The sequence below is a fragment of the Fulvimarina manganoxydans genome (genome assembly GCF_900176465.1).
GTDB classification, from domain to species: domain Bacteria; phylum Pseudomonadota; class Alphaproteobacteria; order Rhizobiales; family Rhizobiaceae; genus Fulvimarina; species Fulvimarina manganoxydans.
On the sequence record NZ_FWXR01000018.1, the window covers coordinates 40,208 to 59,382 of the forward strand.

The following is a 19,175-nucleotide window of genomic DNA, read 5'->3' on the forward strand; positions in this document are numbered from 1 at the left end:
GCCGCCTTCGCGGCTCGAATGATCCGAAAGACCTCTCTCCATGCCCATCGTCGTGAACCCTGTCCAGGACAGCGCCGAATTTCCCGCAAAAGTCGATGTGGTCGTCATCGGCGCCGGTATCGTCGGCACCTCCACCGCCTATGAACTGGCACGCAAGGGCGTTTCCGTCGCACTCGTTGAAAAGGGGATCGTCGCGGGCGAGCAGTCGGGCCGCAACTGGGGCTGGGTGCGCCAGCAGAACCGCGATTTCCATGAGCTTCCGCTCGCCATGCACAGCCTGAAGCGCTGGGGCGAGATCGACGCCGAGATCGGTGCCGATCTCGGCTTTCGCCGCATCGGCTGCCTCTACGCCTCCAAGGATGCGGACGAACTGGCACGATGGGATGCCTGGAGCCGGAAGGCCCGTGAAATGGGCTTTTACAACGAGACCCTGACGGCGGCCGAGACACAGGAGCGCATGAAGGGAAGCACCACGAAGTGGGTCGGCGCGATCTGGTCGCCGACCGACGGATGCGCCGAGCCCGGCATGGCCGCGCCCGCGATCGCGACCGGAGCGAAGGCGCTCGGTGCCTCCATTCATCAGAACTGCGCCGTGCGCGGGCTCGACATCGCCAATGGCGCGGTCAAGGGCGTGTGGACCGAACGCGGCCTGATCAAGGCCGAGGCGGTCGTTCTGGCGGGCGGGGCCTGGAGCTCGCGCTTCCTGCGCCGCCATGGCATCGATCTGCCGGTCGCCAATGTGGAGGGCACAGCGCTGCGCACGACGCCCGCCCCGAACGTCGTCGAGGCCGGCTGCGTGACAGGCGCCGGGTATGCTTTGAGACGGCGCCTCGACGGCAGTTACACGATCGCGGTTCCCGGGCACGGCGTCGTCAACCTCGCGCCCCAGGGCATCCTCTATGCCACCAAATTCCGCGAGATGATGCGCGCCAAGATCGGCAAGAAGCTGAAATACCGGCTGAATGGCCGCTTCTTCAACGGTCCCGACGCGCTCGGCGGCTGGGACTTCGACAAGATTTCGCCCTTCGAGAAGATCCGCATCATGGACCCGGCGCCCCAGAAGGATCTGGTGAAGGAGGCGATCGACAGCCTTGTCGCCGACTTCCCGGTCTTCAAGGGCATTGAAGTCGCCGCGTCCTGGGCCGGCCTCATCGACACCTCGCCCGACCTCGTGCCCGTCATCGCCAATCCCGACGCCGTTCGCGGCCTGACGCTCGCCACGGGTTTTTCCGGCCATGGCTTTGCCCTCGGGCCCGGCGCCGGGCGGCTGGCGAGCGAAATGGCGATGAACGAAACACCTTTCGTCGAGATCAACCCGTTCCGGCTCAGCCGTTTCTTCGATGGTTCGGCGATCAAGCGCCCTGAGATGATGTGACGACGAGAGACAGGGGTGCGTGACAGAGGCGGCGGGAGCGCCTTTCTCCCCCGGAGCGGCGCCGTTTGAGCCGTAACGGAAGGAGTGTTATCCGATGGGCCGTCGTAGGCTGGAAACCGGCGACGAATGAACCACCCTATCGAGAGCATGCGAGACATTCAGCGGCGGGGGAGCGGGTCTGATCGGACCGACGCGCAACGGCCGAACAGGCCGCTTTCGCGAGTGGGCCATCGTGCCGGTCCCACTTGAAGGGTCGGTCAGGCTACGGAGGATTGATGAAGATGCAGGACGCCGTGCGGCTCAAATCCTTCGAGCTCTTCGCAAGGGATATCGGCAGCGTCGATGTCAGCCTGCTTCACGCCCTGTCGATCAGCGTCGGCTGGCCGCACCGTCCGAAGGACTGGGAATTCCTGCTCAGCGTCGGGGAGGGGATCGTCGCCGTCGACGGGATCGGGCGTGTCTTCGGCAGCGCCATGTGGTTTCCCCATGGGGACGATTTCGCCACGATCGGTCTCGTCATCACGACGCCGCGCACGCAAGCGCAGGGTAATGGCCGATGGCTCATGGATCAGGTTCTCGCCCGCTGCGCAGGGCGCGATCTTGCTCTTAATTCCACGCGTGCGGCCTATATCCTCTATCACTCTCTCGGCTTCGCCACCGAGGGCCAAGTCTATATGCATCAAGGCGTGATGCCGCCCGTGACGGCGGCGCGTCTGGTGCTGAAGGTTGAAATCGAGGCCCTCGCCCCCGACGCGCTCGCGGAGATCGCCGCGCTCGACCATGCGGCCTTCGGGGCCGACCGCATGGCCCATCTCAAGGGCCTGGCCGAGACCGCCTCGATCCAGGTGCTTCGGCGCGGCGGCGCGATCGTCGGCTATTCCATGTGCCGCCCCTTTGGGCGCGGCCATGTCATCGGTCCGATCGTCGCTTCGAGCGACAATGACGCCATCCATCTTACGGCCGTGCATCTGGACGGGCTCGGCGGGCAGTTCGTGCGTGTCGATACAAGGTCCGAAGGCGCTTTCGCGGATTTTCTTCGCCGCAACGGCCTCCCGGCCGCCGAGACCGTCACCACCATGTCGAAGGGCCGCCGCATCCTGACCGAGCGGCCGGGCGAGCCGATCGTCTTCGGTCTCGCCGGCCACGCTTTGGGCTGAGTTCGCCTCGAAGGGAGCGGCCTTTGGCAGGCCGCTCCGCTCTCGTCAGCCGACCATCGCAGCGCGCACGTCAGGGTCTTCCAACGTCTGGTCGAGGGTCATCTTCGTGCGCTCGATGATCCCGTCGATATCGGCGTCGGTCGCGCAGAGCGGCGGTGCGTAGCCAAGGACGCCGGTGGGGAAGGCGCGAACCACGAGGCCATTGTCCCAGGCCCGGTCGAAGACGCGTTTGGCCGGCTCGGCGCTGGCAGGAAGCGGCGTCTTCTTCGCTTTGTCCGTCACGAGTTCCACCGCGGCCAGCATCCCCCGGCCGCGCACTTCGCCGACCAAAGGATGATCGGCGAGCGAATGGAGCCCCGCCATCAGCCGCTCGCCGGCGCGGCGGCCGTTTTCAAGAAGGCCGTTTTCGTAAAGATCGAGGCAGGCGAGCCCGACGGCCGCGCTGACCGGATGGGCGGAATAGGTATAGCCATGGCCGACGGCCGTCAGCCCCGCGCCATCGGCGATCGCATCATAGATCCTGTCCGAAAGGAGGACCGCGCCCATCGGGCAGTAGCCGGAGGTCAGGCCCTTGGCGACCGTCATCAGATCGGGAACGATGCCTTCGTCCTCGCAGGCAAAGAGCGGCCCGGTGCGCCCGAAACCGGTGATCACCTCGTCGGCGACGAACAGGATATCGAGCTCGCGGCAGGTCTCGCGCATCGCCTTCACCCAGCCATCCGGCGGCACGAGCACCCCGCCCGAGCCCTGGATCGGCTCCACATAGAAGGCGGCGACGCGCTCAGGCCCGATCTCCTCCACCTTTGCCCGCAAGGCCGCGACGGAGGCCTCGATGATCGCCTGCGGTTCGGTGCCGACCGGATTGCGGTAACTGTAATGGGATGGAATCTTGTGCTGCCAGTCGAAGGGCAGGCCAAACCCGGCATGGAAGGCGGGCAGGGCGGTGAGGCCGGCACCGACGGTCGACGAGCCGTGATAGCCGTTCATGACCGAGATGAACTGGTCCTTCTCCGGTTTCCCGATGGCATGGAAGTAATAGCGGATGAAGCGGACCGTGGAATCCACCGCGTCCGACCCGCCGAGCGTGAAATAGACATGGTTGAGATCGCCCGGCGCCCGGTCGGCGAGCTCGGAGGCAAGGCGGATCGCCGGCTCCGAGCCGAGGCCGAAATAGCCCGTCGCATAGGGCAGCTCGCGAAGCTGGCGTGTCGCAGCCTCCACGATTTTCTCCTGCCCATAGCCGGCATTGACGCACCATAGGCCGGCAAAGCCATCGATCAGCTCATGTCCGCCGGCTTCCTTGACCCGCGCGCCCTTGGCCGAGGCGAGAACCCGCACGCCGGCCTTTTCATGCCCCCGATAGGAGGCGACGGGATGGACGAGATGGGCGCGGTCGAGCTCGACCAGCGAATTCAGCAACATGAGAGAGGCTCCTGAAGGGGGTGGGGCTCACGGCGACCAAGATCGGTTCGGCGAGCAAAACGGAGCGCCCTGTTGGCGCCCCGTAAACAGTGGATTGAAACTCAGCCGCTCTGGCGCAAGCCGCCCATATGGAAGGTCTTCACCTCCAGATATTCCTCGATGCCGAGATGGGAGCCCTCGCGGCCGAGACCGGACTGCTTCACCCCACCAAACGGGGCGACCTCGGTGGAGATCAGGCCGGTGTTGAGGCCGACCATGCCGAATTCCAGCGCCTCGCCGACGCGCCAGGCGCGCGACAGGCTTTCGGTGAAGAAATAGGCGGCAAGGCCGAAGGGTGTCCCATTGGCAATCTTGATCGCTTCGTCTTCCGTCTCGAAGCGGAAGAGCGGCGCGACGGGGCCGAAGGTCTCCTCCGAGGCGAGCTGCATATCCGTCGTCGCGCCGCCAATCACAACGGGCCGCGCATATTGCCCGCCCTCCGGCATATGGCCGCTCTCGGCGAGGATGTGCCCGCCCTTGGCCTTGGCGTCTTCGATGTGACGGCCGATCTTCTCGATCGCGGCCTCGTTGATCATCGGGCCGATCGCGACGCCTTCCTCGGTGCCTGGCCCGACCTTCATCTCCTTCACCCGGGCGCTGAGGCGCTCGGCGAAAGCGTCATAGATGCCGGACTGGACGAGGATGCGGTTGGCACAGACGCAGGTCTGGCCGCCATTGCGGAACTTCGAGATGAGAACGCCCTCGATGGCGAGATCGAGATCGGCGTCGTCGAAGACGATGAAGGGCGCATTGCCGCCAAGTTCGAGGCTGAGCCGCTTGATCGAGTCCGCCGCGCCGCGCATCAGGAGCGCGCCGACCCGCGTCGAGCCGGTGAAGGAGATCTTGCGGACCGTCTCGTTCTCCATGAAAGCCTTGCCGATACCCGTCGGCATGCCGGTGACGATATTGACGACGCCCGCCGGGATGCCGGCCCTTTCCGCCAAGACGCCGAGGGCGAGCGCCGAAAATGGCGTGAATTCTGACGGCTTGATGACGACGGTGCATCCGGCGGCAAGCGCCGGCGCCACCTTTCGGGTGATCATCGCATTCGGGAAATTCCACGGCGTGATGATGCCGCAGACCCCGACGGCCTCCTTCAGAACGATGATGCGCCGGTCGGGCGTCGGCGAGGGGATGGTCGATCCGCCAATGCGCCGGGCCTCTTCGGCAAACCATTTGACGAAGCTCGCGCCATAGGCGATCTCGCCGCGGGCTTCAGTGAGCGGCTTGCCCTGTTCCGCGGTGAGGATTTGGGCGAGGTCTTCGGCATGCTCGATCATCAGAGAATGCCAGGCCTCGATCAGACGGGCGCGCTCGGCATGGGGCTTGCGCTTCCAGGGCCCGAAGGCGCGCTCGGCCGCCTCGATCGCGGCCCGGGTCTCTGCCTCGCCCATATCGGGCACGGTGCCGAGGACGCCCTGGCTCGCCGGATCGACAACGTCCAGCGTCGCCGCCGAGCCGGCATCCTGCCAACGCCCGTCAATCAGACCCTGAAAGCGCAGGAGATCGGTTTCGTTCAATTGCATGGGTTTCTTCTCTTCATGGGGGCGGCTGAATGGACGAGCGCGACGCGCAATGTCAGCCCAGGGCATCGAGAACGGCGTCGGCGATCCGGTCGGTCTTATCTTTCCCGGGCATTGTGCCGAGGCCGCGCGCCGTCGTCGCCTCCACCGCCCGCATCACGTCGGCAGCGGCCTCGCCGGCGCCAAGATGCTCCAGCATCATCGCGCCCGACCAGATGGCGGCGATCGGATTGGCGATGCCGAGATGGGCGATGTCCGGCGCCGAGCCGTGGACGGGCTCGAACATCGAGGGCGCCGTGCGGTCCGGGTTGATATTGGCGGAGGCGGCAAAGCCGAGGCCCCCTTGGATCGCGGCGCCGAGATCGGTGAGGATGTCGCCGAAGAGGTTGGAGGCGACAACGACGTCGAGGGTTTCGGGGGCCATGACCATCCGCGCCGCCATGGCGTCGATGTGATAGGGCGTGACCTCCACATCTGGATAATCGGCCGCGATCAGCTTGGTCATCTCGTCCCAGAACACCATCGTGTGTTTCTGGGCGTTGGATTTCGTCACCGAGGCGAGCTTGCCGCGCCGCTTGCGCGCCTCGTCGAAGGCAAAGCGCAGGATGCGCTCGACGCCGACCCGCGTGAAGATCGCCGTCTCCACCGCCACCTCCTCGGGCGTGCCGAGATGGACCCTCCCGCCGGCGCCCGAATATTCCCCTTCGGTGTTTTCGCGGATGCAGAGAATGTCGAACTCTTCCCGGCGCAAGGGGCCTTCGGCGCCCGGCAACAGGCGGTGCGGGCGGATATTGGCATATTGCGCGAAAGCCTTGCGGATCGGCAGGAGGAGACCGTGGAGCGACACGGAATCGGGCACCTTCGCCGGCCAGCCGACCGCGCCAAGGAACACGGCGTCGAAGCCGCGCAGCGTCTCGATCCCGTCCGCCGGCATCATCGCGCCGGTCTCGTGGTAGAATTCACAGGACCAGGGGAAGCGCGTGGCTTCGAGCGCGATGGCGTTCCTTGATGCGGCGCGCTCCAGAATGGGCCAGGCGGCATCGATGACAGCCGGACCGATGCCGTCACCGGGGACAAGCGCGATGCGATAGGTCTTCATCGGTTCCTCAAAGATGCAAGGGGTCGGCGTGGATGGCTCGGGAGCCGGATGCCCGCCGGTTGTCGATCATTCGGAGACCGTGACGTAAATCTTGCGGACCGTCTCGATCGTGCGCCAGATGCCGACGAAGCCGGGCTTCATGACGAAGCTGTCGCCGGCGCGAAACGTATAGGTTTCGCCGCCTTTTTCTTCGATCTCGATGTGACCAGCGAGGAGGTGGCAGAATTCGAAGGTCGTGCCCTTGATCGAATGGGTCTCGCCGGGCGTTGCTTCCCAGACGCCGGTCTTGACGATCTCGCCCTTGGAGGCGTCCTGGGCCCAGGTCTTGAAAGTCGGCGAGCCGGATATCAGGCGCTCCGGGAGCGGCTCGCCGGGTTTCGGCTCAAAAGTCGGCTTGGGGTCGATCGGAACGATCAGCGACATGGTTTCGGTCTCCGGGTCTGTCGAGTTTGTCTTGTCAGTAGCCACGCGCCGGATCGACCAGGCCGACCATCGGCTGGCCGGCCTGATGGCGGCGGATATTGTCGATGACGGCCTCTGCGGCGGACCCTGCCTGGGTCACGCTCGCCACATGCGGCGTGATCACGACCTTGGGGTGAGACCAGAGCAGATGGCCGGCGGGCAGCGGCTCGGGATCGGTCACGTCGAGCATCGCCGCCGACAGATGGCTTGAATCGAGCGCGGCGAGAAGCGCGGGGGTGTCGAGTTGCGGTCCGCGTCCGGTGTGAACCAACGCTGCCCCTTGCGGAAGCTTGGCGAAGAGCTCGGCATTGAGGAAGCCGCGCGTTTCTTCCGTCAGCGGCAGAAGGCAGACGAGAATATCCGTCCGCGCCAGGAAATCGGCGAGCCGGTCCGCGCCGTGAAACCCCTCGACGCCCTCGATGGCGCGGGGCGAACGGCTCCAGCCGGCGAGCGGAAAGCCGAAGGGCATGAGGCGCGCCATCGCCGCCTGTGCGAGAATGCCCTGGCCGAGGAACCCGACGCGCCGCTCGCTGGCCTGCCGGGCGGGGAGGGCGCGCCAGACCTCTTCGGCCTGCTGCCTCCCGTAAGCGGGCAGATCGCGATGGAGGGCGAGCACCGCGAGCGTCACATATTCCTGCATCATGCGGATGATGCCGTCCTCGACCATCCGCACCACGGCGACATCGGCCGGCAGGCCCGCCTTGCCGAACTGATCGACGCCCGCCCCGATCGAGAAGACCACCTGCAGATTGCGGTAGCGCGCGAGATCGGCCGGAATGGTCCAGGTGATGAGATAGCGGACATCGTCCGGCTCGACGGTCGCCGGATCGTCCGCGAAGACGACATCAGGCAGATCCCGCGCAAAGGCCTTTCGGAAGACGGCGGCGCGTTCGGCGGTGGAGTTGAACAGGAAGACGGGGCGGCCGGTCATGCCTGGCACCTTTCTGCAAGAGCGAGGATCATGGACAGGCAGGCGTTGAGTTCGCCGCGCGTGATGAATTCGTCGGGACGATGGGCTCGGGCGATGTCGCCCGGGCCGCAGATGATGGCGTCGTGGCCCGCCGCCTGGAAAAGCCCCGCCTCGGTGCCGTAGCTCACGGCCTCGCAAGGGGCCTGGCCGGACAACTCGCCCATCAGCGCCGCCAGCGCACTGTCCGGGGCAAGCGCGAGGGCCGGATAGGCGGCCAATTCCTGCCAGCCGGTTCCGAAGCCTTCGGCCTCCAGCGCCGTCAGCCGGTTGCGGATCGGTTCCAGAAGCGCGCGCGGGTCGGCGCCGGCGATCGCCCGCAATTCGATCTCGGCGCTCGAGCGCTCCGGGATCACGTTGAGCGCCCGCCCGCCGGAAACGATGCCGACCTGCAGCGTCGAATAGGGCGGGGTAAAGCGCGGATCGAACGGGCCGCTCGCCAGATCCTTGCCGAGGGCGACCGCATCGGCCAGCACGCCGACCATGGCATGGATGGCGTTGAGCCCCTGATCGGGGCGCGAGGAGTGGCCGGAGCGGCCGGTCACGTCGAGCCGGACCGATGCCTTACCTTTGTGGGCAAGGACCGGCTGAAGCCCGCTCGGCTCGCCGACGATCACCCCGAGCGGCTCGGCGCAGAGCTTCGGCAGCGCGGCGATCATGTGCGGCACGCCGCGACAGCCCGCCTCCTCGTCATAGGAGAAGGCGAGATGGATGGGACGCTTCAGCGGACGGGCCGCAAGGACCGGCAGCGCGGCGAGCGCGGCGGCGAGAAAGCCCTTCATATCCGTGGTGCCGCGCCCATAGAGCCGCTCGCCCTCGGCGCGCAGCGTGAAGGGATCGGCGCTCCAGCCGTCCTCGTCGGCGGGCACGACATCGCTATGACCGGACAGGACATAGCCCGGCACGTCGACCGGGCCGAGGCTGGCGAAGAGATTGGCGCGATCGCCTTCCGGGCCGGGCAGCACATGGATCTCAGCCCCATGGGACCGGCAATAGTCGGCGATCCAGTTGGTGATCGGCCCGTTCGGCGTGCCGACGACGGACGGAAAGGCGACCAGCCTCGCCAGAATTTCCTCCACCATCGCGCATCTCCTCAGGGACCTTGGTTGGGACCTTGCGCTCAAGGTAGCGAAACGGCTGGGCCGTTCGTGCCGTAAATCTGGGAAGTTCGGAAGATGATGCCGAAATGCCCCCGGCCTGCGGTAGAACCTTTGGCTTCTCTCGGATCACCCTATGAGATGAAAGATCGAGGACGCGCCTCTGCCCGCGAAGGGCCGGCGGGCTTCCTTGCTTAGCGACCGGGAGAACGGCTTGGCGGCCGGGCTCTCGACATCACTCGCGAAATGCAAAAAGAAAAGTGCGCACGCATCATGGACACCGCAGCCATTCGGGACGTCAAAAACGCAGCGGACGAGGTGGCGATCGTGCCCTTTTCCGACCGTCACCTACCGGGCGCCCATAAGCTCTCCATGGCGCTTTCCTGGCCCTATCGGGTCGAGGACTGGGCCTTTGCCCTCAAGCTCGGCGAGGGCCTCGCGCTCGAGCAGAACGGCGAGGTGGTCGGCACCGCCGCCTGGTTCCCCTATGGCGAGGATGGCGCGACGATCGGCATGATCATCGTCTCGAACGCATTGCAGGGACGCGGCTATGGCGCCAGGCTGATGGATGCGCTCCTTTCGGCGGCGGGTTCGCGGACGATCCTTCTGAACGCGACGGCCGAGGGCAAGGCCCTTTATCTCAGGCGCGGCTTCAATCCCGTCGGCACGATCCACCAGCATCACGGCATTCTTCCCGGGCGGGTGGATGCGCCGCCCGCCGAGATCGTTCGCCCCATGGCCGTGTCGGACTTCGACGCCATCCTCAAGCTCGACCGCGAGGCGACCGGCTTCGAACGCCGCCCGCTTCTGGAACAGCTTCTGGCGGTCGGCGAGACCGACCTCCTCCTGCAAGACGGCGAGGTTGCGGGTTACGCCATCTCCCGCGTCTGGGGGCGTGGTCATGTGGTCGGCCCCGTCGTCGCGCCCGGCGCCGACGAGGCCCGACACCTGGTCGCGGCCGCCCTGTCCCGGCTCGAAAGCCGCTTCGTGCGGATCGACACCGATGTGGAGACGGGCCTGTCGCCATGGCTGGAGAGCCTCGGCCTGCCGATGGTCAGCGATGCGCTGGTGATGGTGCGCGGCACGCTGCACAAGAGCGGACCGGCGCAGCTTTTCGCCCTCTCCAACCAGTCGCTGAACTAGGGGTCTCCAATGTCCACGAAATCGCGGCTGGACACGCTTCCGACCCCGGCTCTCATCCTCGACACCGAGCGGCTGGACCGCAATCTCGCCCGGCTTTCCAGCCGCATGGCCGGCTTCGGCGTGACGCTGCGCCCCCATATGAAGACGGTGAAGTCGATCGACGCCGCCCGCCACGTCTTTCCTGATGGGCCGGGGCCGATCACCGTTTCGACGATGGCGGAGGCAGAGTATTTCGCCGGGCACGGCTTCCGCGACATGACCTATGCGGTCGGCCTCGCGCCGCACACGGCCGAACGGGCCATGCGGCTTCGCAAGGATGGCGTCGCCATCAAGCTTCTCCTCGATACGGTCGAACAGGCGCACATCCTCGGACAGGCGGGGCAAGCGGCAGGCGTGACGCCTGCGGCCTTCATCGAGATCGACTGCGACGGCCATCGCGGCGGCATGCGGATCGACGACCCGAAACTGATCGAGGTCGCGGCGGCTTTGAAGGAAGGCGGCGTTCGGCTCGCGGGCGTCCTCACCCATGCCGGCGAATCCTACGGGCTCAATACGCCCGAAGCCTTGGAAGCGGCGGCGGAAAACGAGCGGGCCGTCGCCGTCGAGGCCGCCACGCGGCTGCGCGCGGCGGGCCATGAATGCCCGATCGTCAGCGTCGGCTCCACACCGACCGCCCATTTCGCCAAGTCTCTCGAAGGCGTTACGGAGATGCGCGCCGGCGTCTACATGCTCTTCGATCTCGTCATGCACGGTGTCGGCGTCTGCTCGACCGATGATCTCGCTCTATCGGTCCTTGCCACCGTCATCGGCAAACGGCCGGAAAAGGGCTGGATCATGATCGATGCCGGCTGGATGGCCCTGTCGCGCGATCGCGGCACGGCGGCGCAGCGCGTCGATCAGGGCTATGGTCTCGTCACGGACATCGCGGGAAAGATCTATCCCGATCTTCTCGTCGCCCAGGCCAGCCAGGAACACGGCACGCTCGCCATCCGCTCCGGATCGTCGGCTTCGCTTCCTGACCTGCCCGTCGGGACCAAGCTCCGCATCCTGCCGAACCATGCCTGCGCCACCGGCGCCCAGCATGAGAGCTACCATGTGGTCTCGGGCCCGGACGGCACGGTGACGGCCGAATGGCCGCGAATCCGCGGCTGGTAATACTTTTCCCACCCCCACCGGACACTCCCGATGAAACTCACATCCTATTGGCTGGACACCTCGAAGCCCTTTTCGGGCGGGGCCATGGGGCCGCTCGAGGAGAGCTATGACGTCGCGGTGATCGGCGGCGGCCTGACCGGGTCCTCGGCGGCGCTGACGCTCGCCAAGAAGGGGGCCCGCGTGGTCCTTCTCGAAGCCGAGACGATCGGCAACGCCGCCTCGGGCCGCAATGGCGGCATGTGCAACAACGGCTTTGCCCAGGATTATGGCGTCATGTCCGAGCGTCTCGGGCGCGAGACCGCCGACACGCTCTATCGGGCCTTCGATCTTGGCGTCGACACGGTGGAACGGCTGATCCGGGAAGAGGGCATCGACTGCAATTTCGCCCGGGTCGGCAAGTTGAAACTGGCGGCCAAGCCCGAGCATTACGACAAGCTCGCCCGGGCTCAGGAGTTGCTCGCCGCCCATGTCGATCCCGATACCGAGATGGTCACGCGGGCCGATCTTCCCGGCGAAGTCGGGTCCGATCGCTATTATGGCGGCCTGATCTATCGCAAGAGCGCCACGATCCATATCGGCCGTTTCGTGCGCGGCCTCGCCGAGGCCGCCGCGCGCCACGGCGCCGCGATCTTCGAGCACACGCCGATGACGGGCCTGAAACCCGCGCCGGGCGGCGGTCACATCGTTCAGACCCCGCGCGGTGAGACGCGCGTCCGCCAGGTGCTTCTGGCGAGCGGCATCTCCCATACCGGACGCCCGCTCTCCTGGGTCCGCCGGCGCATCGTTCCGGTCGGTGCGTTCCTGATCGTCACCGAGCCGCTGCCGGTCGAAACCCTGGACCGGCTGGTGCCGCGCCGGCGCAACTGCGTCGATACGAAGAACCTCGTCAACTATTTCCGCACGACCCCCGACAACCGGCTTCTCTTCGGCGGCCGGGCGCGCTTCGCCGTCTCCAATCCCGCCTCCGACCAGAAGAGCGGCGCGATCCTGCGCGCCTCGCTGAACGAGGTCTTCCCCGAACTGCGCGATGCCCGCATCGATTATTGCTGGGGCGGCATGGTCGACATGACGCGGGACCGCCTGCCACGGGCGGGCGAGCGCGACGGCATCTATTATTCGATGGGCTACAGCGGCCACGGCACCCAGATGTCGACGCTCATGGGCACGATCATGGCCGACGTCATGGACGGGCAGGCCGAGGCGAACCCCTGGAAGAACTTCGACTGGCCCGCCATTCCCGGCCATTTCGGCAAGCCCTGGTTCCTGCCCGTGGTCGGCGCCTATTACCGCATCAAGGATCGCCTGCAATGACCGACCCCATCCAGCATCTGAAGGAAGCCGGCCATCTGGATCGGTTCTTCATCGACGGGAGCTGGCGCGCGCCGAAAGGCCGCGAAAAGGCCCCGGTCGTCGATCCCGCGACAGAAGCGGTCGTGGCGCAAGTGCCCCTCGGCAACGCAGCCGATGTCGACGATGCGGTGCTGGCGGCAAGGCGCGCCTTTCCGGCGTGGTCCGAGACGCCCGCCCCGGAGCGCGCCGCCTGTCTCGGCCGCATCCATAAGCTGATCCTCGAACGGCTCGATCTGATCGCCCATGCGCTCATGACCGAAATGGGCGCGCCCATCACCTATGCCCGCCAGACCCAGGTCCCGCTCGCCGCCGAACATATTCGCGTCGCGCGCGACAATCTCGCCGACTTCCCCTTTGTCTCGAAGCGCGGCACGACCGCGATCATGAAGGAGCCGATCGGCGTCTGCGCGCTGATCACGCCCTGGAACTGGCCGCTCTACCAGATCACCGCCAAGGTCGGCCCGGCGCTGGCAGCCGGCTGCACGGTGGTGCTGAAGCCGAGCGAGCTTTCCCCCTTGAGCGCGCTTCTCTTCGCCGAGATCGTCGAGGAGGCCGGCTGCCCGCCGGGCGTCTTCAACCTCGTCAACGGCTCCGGCCCTGTCGTCGGCGAAGCGCTGGCCGCCCATGACGACGTGGACATGGTCTCGATCACCGGCTCGACCCGGGCGGGCGTTCTCGTCGCGCAAGCCGCCGCCCCGACGGTCAAGCGCGTTGCGCAGGAGCTCGGCGGCAAATCGCCCAACATCGTCCTGCCCGACGCCGATCTTGACCGCTGCGTGCCGCTCGGCGTTGCCGCCGCCATGCGCAATCTAGGCCAGTCCTGCAGCGCGCCGACGCGCATGCTGGTGCCGCGCGCCCGGCTCGCCGAGGTCGAGGCGCTGGCGCGGATGGCGGTCGCGGAGTTCGTGGTCGGCGCGCCGACCGACGAGGCGACGACCCACGGCGCCATCGCCAACCGGGCGCAATATGAGCGCGTTCAGATCATGATCGAGACGGGAATCGCCGAAGGCGCCAGGCTCGTCGCCGGCGGGCCGGGCCGGCCCGAGGGCCTGGCGGCGGGTCTTTTCGCCCGGCCGACGGTCTTCTCCGATGTCCGCCGCGACATGGCGATCGCAAGGGAAGAGATCTTCGGGCCCGTGCTCGCCATCCTGCCCTATGACACGGTGGAAGAAGCGATCGCGATCGCCAACGACACGGTCTATGGGCTCGGCGCCCATGTGCATGGCACCGATATGGACGAGGTGCGCCGCGTCGCTTCGCAGATTCGCGCCGGTCAGGTCCATCTCAACGCTCCCGCCTGGGACCCGCAGGCGCCCTTCGGCGGCTACAAACGCTCCGGCAACGGGCGCGAATATGGCCCGGAAGGCATGGAGGAATATCTGGAGACGAAGGCTATTCTCGGCTATTATTCCGAAGCCTGAGCCGCATCTCATAGGAAATCCGTTCGGTTGCTTTGCGATACGGATCTTTAGAGCCGCTCAAGCGCTGCGCGGGCTTTGATACGGAGCCCGACTGGGTCAATCGGACATCGTATCAAATGGTGTCCGCGGGGCACAGGGCACGACGCCCGACCGCAGGCGGCCGGTGGATCGCAGAGCCGATACCTTCAACGCATCGTCATTCTGTGTCCGCGTACCGAGCATCCAGAAACGCTCGAGAAATGCGCGGCTTCATTGGCACACTGGATGCTTGGGACGGAGCCCGAGCATGACGAACGCGATGAAAGCCAACGCCTGATCTCTGAGCGCCGAGCAGCCGATCGGCGCCGGAGAAGAGACTGCCCTAAGGCCACAGGGCGCGCTGCTCCACTGTCGTCGAACAGGAATTGCGGTCGATTGGTCGTCCCGATCGATCATAGTCCGCACTGTGACCATCGGTAACTCTTCATATAGGAAAGAGTTCATCGGAACCGGTATTGGCACGATTGATGCGATCGCGAACATTTCCGTTAAGCGTCGCTCAGGACTTTCGAGACATCATTCGTCAGCGTATGATTCTGCGAGAGAAGTGCAATGCCTGTCCGCCGAGAAACGATCCTGAAACCGTTATGGCGTCGTCTTCGCGCCTTCAAGCGCGAGCGATCCGGTAATGTCGCGATGATGTTCGCGCTTTCGGCCGTGCCACTCGTCTTGGCGATCGGCGGCGCGGTCGATTTTCGCAATGCGTCCAATTCCGAAAGAGACGTCCAAAGCGATCTGGACAGTGCCGTTTTGGCCGCCAGTCATTCGATCTCGACCGCGAGCGAGGGGGAGCTCGAAGCCGAGGTGAAGCGGTTCTTCAACGCTCAGCAGATCGCCCGATCCGGGACGTTCGAGATCGATCAGGTGACGGTCGACAAGGCCCATCGCACGATCGAGGCGACGGCCACAGGGACGGTCCCGACGATGTTCCTGCAGGTGATGGGGATGCGATCGATCGATATGACCGTTCGATCGGGATCCCAAGGCGTCAGCAAGCCCTATCTCGACATCCTGATCGTCGTAGACAATTCCGCCTCGATGCTTTTGGCCGCGACACCGGCCGATCGAGACAGGATGCAGCAGGAGATCGGTTGCGTCTTTGCCTGCCACACACACGAAGGCCCTGTGGGCACAACAAGCTATGCGACCAATTACGACTATGCGAGGGGGCGAGGGATCCGTCTTCGGAGCGATGTCGTGGCCGATGCGGTTCGAACGTCGATGGACGAGATCAAGAAGGCCGATCCGAACGGAGAGCGGATTCGTGTCGGGCTTTACACCATCGGCGACTATGCCAAAAAGATTGTAGACCCAGACTATCTCTCCGCAGAGGTCCAGGGCAAGGGAGGACTGCTTTGCAGCAGTCACCATCCTCTCCTGGGGGGCACGAAGTGCAAAAAAACCGATCAAGGAAAAACCACTCAAGAAGTCCTTCTCAACGAGAAGGTTGCGCGCTTGAGCGAGGATTCTGACGAGACCAGTATATTCGACCTGTCGCTCGAAACGCTGACGAAAATGATCGGACGGGCCGGGTCCGGAGCCACCCCGTCGGAGCCGAAGAAGCTGATCATGATGTTGACGGACGGTCTGATCTCGAAGCGCGAATGGGTTTGGGAGTCGCCCAACAAGATCGCGCCGACGAATCCGAAATGGTGCGATCAGATTAAAGACCGTGGAATTGATATCGCCGCCCTTTATACTGAATATCTGCCGGTGCCTTGGGATTGGGGCTACAATGCCGGGCCAGGGGCCAGCATGGGATCGGCGGGATGGAACTCGACCTGGGGCGGTCACATGCGCGGCAGCGCGTCTCCTTCGATGACGCGGCGAGACTACATTCCCCTGGCGCTGGAAGACTGCGCGTCGAGCCCGAAATACTTCCTGTCGGCAAATTCGGAATCTGAGATTCACAACGGAATGAAAAGGCTTCTCAACGCCTATCTCTCCTCCCCGCGTCTGACCCATTGAGTTGTCGGGCCTGTTCAAAGCGGTTGTCCACCTGCTTTCGGTCAGACGGAGCGCAAAGCGGCCTTGCAGCCCGCACCGTCTTTCATTCGGCCCGCCGATCGGCCATATAGCGGCCCATGAGCGAGACGGTGGACATGAAGGCCGCCGGCCCGACCATCCCATTCGCGCGGATGAACGGGCTCGGTAACGAGATCATCGTGGCGGATATGCGGGGGTCGAAAGCCCGCATATCGCCCGAGGCGGCGCGCGCCTTGGCCGAGGATGCGGCGACGCGCTTCGATCAGATCATGGCGATCCACGATCCGCGCCTTCACGGCACCGACGCCTATATCCGCATTCTCAATCGCGACGGGTCGGAGGCCGGCGCCTGCGGCAACGGCACGCGCTGCGTCGTTCAGGCGCTCGCCGCCGAGACCGGACGGCAGAGCTTCACCTTCGAAACCCTTGCCGGCATCTTGAGCGCCCATGAGCGCGAGGACGGCCTTGTTTCGGTGGATATGGGCCCGCCGCGCTTCGGCTGGCAGGATATTCCGCTGGCCGAAGAGTTTCGCGATACCCGCGCCATCGAATTGCAGATCGGCCCGATCGACGCGCCGGTGCTCCATTCGCCCTCGGTCGCTTCCATGGGCAATCCCCATGCGATCTTCTGGGTCAAGGCCGATGTCTGGTCCTATGATCTCGATCGCTTCGGTCCGATCCTGGAAAATCATCCGATCTTTCCCGAGCGCGCCAATATCTCGATCGCTCAGGTGACGAGCGCGGAGAGCCTGACCTTGCGCACCTGGGAGCGGGGCGCGGGGCTCACCGGCGCCTGCGGCTCGGCGGCCTGCGCCGCTGCCGTCTCGGCCGCGCGCACACGGCGAACGGGGCGAAAGGTGGCGGTGACGGTGCCAGCCGGCGGCGAACTCCTGATCGAATGGCGCGAGGACGATCACGTGATCATGACGGGTCCCGCGACCTGGATGTGGTCCGGACGGCTCGACCCGCAGACCGGGGCTTACATCCGCGACGCGGAAGGCAAGACAAGCCTGCCCGAGGAAAGCCGGGAGCCGGCCTGATGGGTGTCGACGTCATTTCCTTCGGCTGCCGCCTCAACACCTATGAGGCGGAGGTGATGAAGCGCGAAGCGGGCGCGGCCGGCCTCGGCGCTGGCGAGACAAACGCGATCGTCTTCAACACCTGCGCGGTGACGGCCGAGGCCGTGCGCCAAGCCCGCCAGCAGATTCGCAAGGCGCGGCGCGAGAACCCGGATGCGCGCATCGTCGTCACCGGCTGCGCTGCGCAGGTCGAGCCCGCCCGTTTTGCCGAGATGGCGGAAGTCGACGCCGTGATCGGCAATGACGAGAAGCTGAAGGCCGAAAGCTATCGCGCGCTGCCCGACTTCGGCGTCTCGGCCGAGGAGAAGGTCAAGGTCAACGACATTATGAGCGTGACCGAAACCGCCGGCCATATGGTCGATGCGATCGAAGGCCGGGCGCGCGCCATCGTTCAGATCCAGAATGGCTGCGACCATCGCTGCACCTTCTGCATCATCCCCTATGGACGGGGCAATTCGCGCTCGGTCCCGATGGGTGCCGTGGTGGAACAGGTCAAGCGCCTCGTCGCGAGCGGCTATAACGAGGTGGTGCTGTCGGGCGTCGACATGACGAGCTGGGGCGCCGATCTGCCCGGCTCGCCGAAGCTCGGCCGGCTGATCCAGTCGATCCTGAAGACCGTGCCGGATCTTGCCCGTCTGCGCCTCTCCTCGATCGATTCCGTCGAAGCGGACGAGGCTCTGATCGAGGCGATCGGCAGTGAGAGGCGGCTGATGCCCCATCTCCATCTCTCGCTCCAGGCCGGCGACGACATGATCCTGAAGCGCATGAAGCGCCGCCACTTGCGGGACGATTCCATTCGCTTTTGCAGCGAGATGCGAGCCAAACGCCCCGACATCGTCTTCGGCGCCGATCTGATCGCGGGTTTTCCGACCGAAACCGACGCGATGTTCGACAATTCCTTGAAGCTCGTCGACGAATGCGGCCTGACCTTCCTCCATGTCTTTCCCTTCTCGCCGCGCGAGGGGACACCGGCCGCGCGCATGCCGCAGCTGCCCAAGGAGATCGTCAAGGCGCGGGCCGCAGCGTTGCGCGAAAAGGGCGAAGCCGCCCATGCGGCGCATTTGTCGCGCCGCTTGGGGAGCCTCCAGCGCGTTCTGATCGAGCGGGAGGGGATCGGCCGGGCTGAGGACTTCACGCTCTGCCGGATCGATCGCGGCGAGCCGGGCTCGATCCTTGCCGCGAAGATCATCGGCTTGGATGCCGGCTTGTTGCAGGCCGAAGCTTTGATCGATGGTGTCGCCGCAGCGTGACGCGAAGCCTTTGCCGTCGACCCAATTGCGCATTCGCTTGATCGCGGCGGCGCTCTATCTTGAAGATGCCGCGTCTCGCGGACCGGGCTGAGGACGGCCCGACCCCGCCCGACGACGTGGGCCGAGTTTAAGGACGAACACGACCATGGCTGAAAAGAAGGGTTTTCTGCGCCGGATCTTTTCCTTCGGAAGCGCAGCGGAGGAAGAGCGGACGCCCGAAAACGGGCAGACACCCCGGCCGAACGATCTCGAGATCGGCCGCGAGGATGCGCCCGATCCCGATGCGAGGCCGGTGGCCGCGGCAAGCGTCGTCGCCGATGCCGAGGCTGGCGCGGCAGCGTCCGACAATGGCGGCATTACGCCGGTCTCCGAGATGGGCCGATCTGGCCCGGACGCCTCCGGCGCGGGCGAGGCCGAGGAGACGAAGAAGCCTGAGGATGCGGGTGCCGAGAGCCCCGAGGCTCAAAAAAAAAACCCGATGCGCAGCAACTGGAGCTAGGCGGCGAGGCCAAAGCCGCCGAAAACCCGTCCGTTCCCGGCTCGGGGCCGGGCGTCGACGTCGTCCAGGACGCTGCGTCCGATCCGTCGCTCGTCCCGCTGGGGGAGCAGGC

At 65.7% G+C, this 19,175-nt stretch carries 16 protein-coding genes and 1 pseudogene; 11 read left to right on the plus strand and 6 right to left on the minus strand.

The genetic code is table 11. The features are described 5' to 3' along the window. Positions 1 to 40 precede the first annotated feature (40 nt). Entirely contained in the window at positions 41 to 1,375 is a 1,335-nt protein-coding gene (locus B9A15_RS16805) for an NAD(P)/FAD-dependent oxidoreductase (RefSeq protein WP_084411679.1), read from the plus strand. A gap of 281 nt (positions 1,376 to 1,656) precedes the next feature. Continuing rightward, positions 1,657 to 2,532 carry a GNAT family N-acetyltransferase gene (locus B9A15_RS16810; RefSeq protein ID WP_084411735.1) on the plus strand — a complete coding sequence of 292 codons (876 nt, stop codon included), beginning with the start codon at positions 1,657 to 1,659 and terminating at the stop codon, positions 2,530 to 2,532. Positions 2,533 to 2,577: 45 nt separating this feature from the next. Here the strand turns inward: B9A15_RS16810 and B9A15_RS16815 are convergent, their stop codons facing one another. The 6 genes from B9A15_RS16815 to argE form a co-directional block, all read right to left on the minus strand. Continuing rightward, positions 2,578 to 3,954 (minus strand): aspartate aminotransferase family protein, encoded by a 1,377-nt coding sequence (locus B9A15_RS16815; protein WP_084411680.1) that lies wholly within the window; start codon positions 3,952 to 3,954, stop codon positions 2,578 to 2,580. A 101-nt stretch (positions 3,955 to 4,055) separates the two neighbouring features. Then, positions 4,056 to 5,519: an NAD-dependent succinate-semialdehyde dehydrogenase gene (locus B9A15_RS16820; RefSeq protein ID WP_084411681.1), complete on the minus strand. Its 1,464-nt coding sequence runs from the start codon at positions 5,517 to 5,519 to the stop codon at positions 4,056 to 4,058. Positions 5,520 to 5,571: 52 nt separating this feature from the next. Then, positions 5,572 to 6,615, minus strand: a complete 1,044-nt coding sequence (locus tag B9A15_RS16825; RefSeq protein WP_084411682.1) for a tartrate dehydrogenase — start codon at positions 6,613 to 6,615, stop codon at positions 5,572 to 5,574. Positions 6,616 to 6,681: 66 nt separating this feature from the next. Next, positions 6,682 to 7,038 (minus strand): cupin domain-containing protein, encoded by a 357-nt coding sequence (locus B9A15_RS16830; RefSeq protein WP_084411683.1) that lies wholly within the window; start codon positions 7,036 to 7,038, stop codon positions 6,682 to 6,684. 34 nt (positions 7,039 to 7,072) lie between these two features. Beyond that, on the minus strand, positions 7,073 to 8,008 hold the full coding sequence (locus B9A15_RS16835) for a 2-hydroxyacid dehydrogenase (RefSeq protein WP_084411684.1): 936 nt from the start codon (positions 8,006 to 8,008) through the stop codon (positions 7,073 to 7,075). Next, entirely contained in the window at positions 8,005 to 9,126 is a 1,122-nt protein-coding gene (argE, locus tag B9A15_RS16840) for an acetylornithine deacetylase (RefSeq protein ID WP_084411685.1), read from the minus strand. The genes B9A15_RS16835 and argE overlap by 4 nt, the downstream gene beginning before the upstream one ends. A 288-nt stretch (positions 9,127 to 9,414) precedes the next feature. On the opposite strand from argE, the gene B9A15_RS16845 reads away from it, so the two are divergent. From B9A15_RS16845 to B9A15_RS16880, 9 genes and pseudogenes are all read left to right on the plus strand, one after another. Then, a complete protein-coding gene (locus B9A15_RS16845; RefSeq protein ID WP_084411686.1) occupies positions 9,415 to 10,284 on the plus strand; it encodes a GNAT family N-acetyltransferase in 870 nt (289 codons plus the stop codon). A gap of 9 nt (positions 10,285 to 10,293) precedes the next feature. Continuing rightward, positions 10,294 to 11,439, plus strand: coding sequence for an alanine racemase (locus B9A15_RS16850; RefSeq protein WP_084411687.1), 1,146 nt, complete (start codon positions 10,294 to 10,296; stop codon positions 11,437 to 11,439). 30 nt (positions 11,440 to 11,469) lie between these two features. After that, positions 11,470 to 12,750 (plus strand): NAD(P)/FAD-dependent oxidoreductase, encoded by a 1,281-nt coding sequence (locus tag B9A15_RS16855; protein WP_084411688.1) that lies wholly within the window; start codon positions 11,470 to 11,472, stop codon positions 12,748 to 12,750. Beyond that, positions 12,747 to 14,210: an aldehyde dehydrogenase family protein gene (locus tag B9A15_RS16860; protein ID WP_084411689.1), complete on the plus strand. Its 1,464-nt coding sequence runs from the start codon at positions 12,747 to 12,749 to the stop codon at positions 14,208 to 14,210. Before B9A15_RS16855 ends, B9A15_RS16860 begins: the two co-directional genes overlap by 4 nt. Before the next feature lie 675 nt (positions 14,211 to 14,885). Then, a pseudogene (locus tag B9A15_RS23890) lies at positions 14,886 to 14,996 on the plus strand (pilus assembly protein TadG-related protein); the annotation flags it as partial. 177 nt (positions 14,997 to 15,173) lie between these two features. Next, positions 15,174 to 16,217: a hypothetical protein gene (locus B9A15_RS16865; RefSeq protein WP_244557008.1), complete on the plus strand. Its 1,044-nt coding sequence runs from the start codon at positions 15,174 to 15,176 to the stop codon at positions 16,215 to 16,217. Between the two features lie 116 nt (positions 16,218 to 16,333). After that, positions 16,334 to 17,275, plus strand: coding sequence for a diaminopimelate epimerase (gene dapF, locus B9A15_RS16870; protein ID WP_084411691.1), 942 nt, complete (start codon positions 16,334 to 16,336; stop codon positions 17,273 to 17,275). Next, positions 17,275 to 18,564: a tRNA (N(6)-L-threonylcarbamoyladenosine(37)-C(2))-methylthiotransferase MtaB gene (gene mtaB / locus B9A15_RS16875; RefSeq protein ID WP_084411692.1), complete on the plus strand. Its 1,290-nt coding sequence runs from the start codon at positions 17,275 to 17,277 to the stop codon at positions 18,562 to 18,564. Before dapF ends, mtaB begins: the two co-directional genes overlap by 1 nt. Positions 18,565 to 18,709: 145 nt before the next feature. Then, the gene (locus tag B9A15_RS16880) at positions 18,710 to 19,063 is read left to right on the plus strand and encodes a hypothetical protein (RefSeq protein ID WP_084411693.1); all 354 of its coding nucleotides are present in this window, start codon (positions 18,710 to 18,712) and stop codon (positions 19,061 to 19,063) included. Positions 19,064 to 19,175 lie beyond the last annotated feature (112 nt).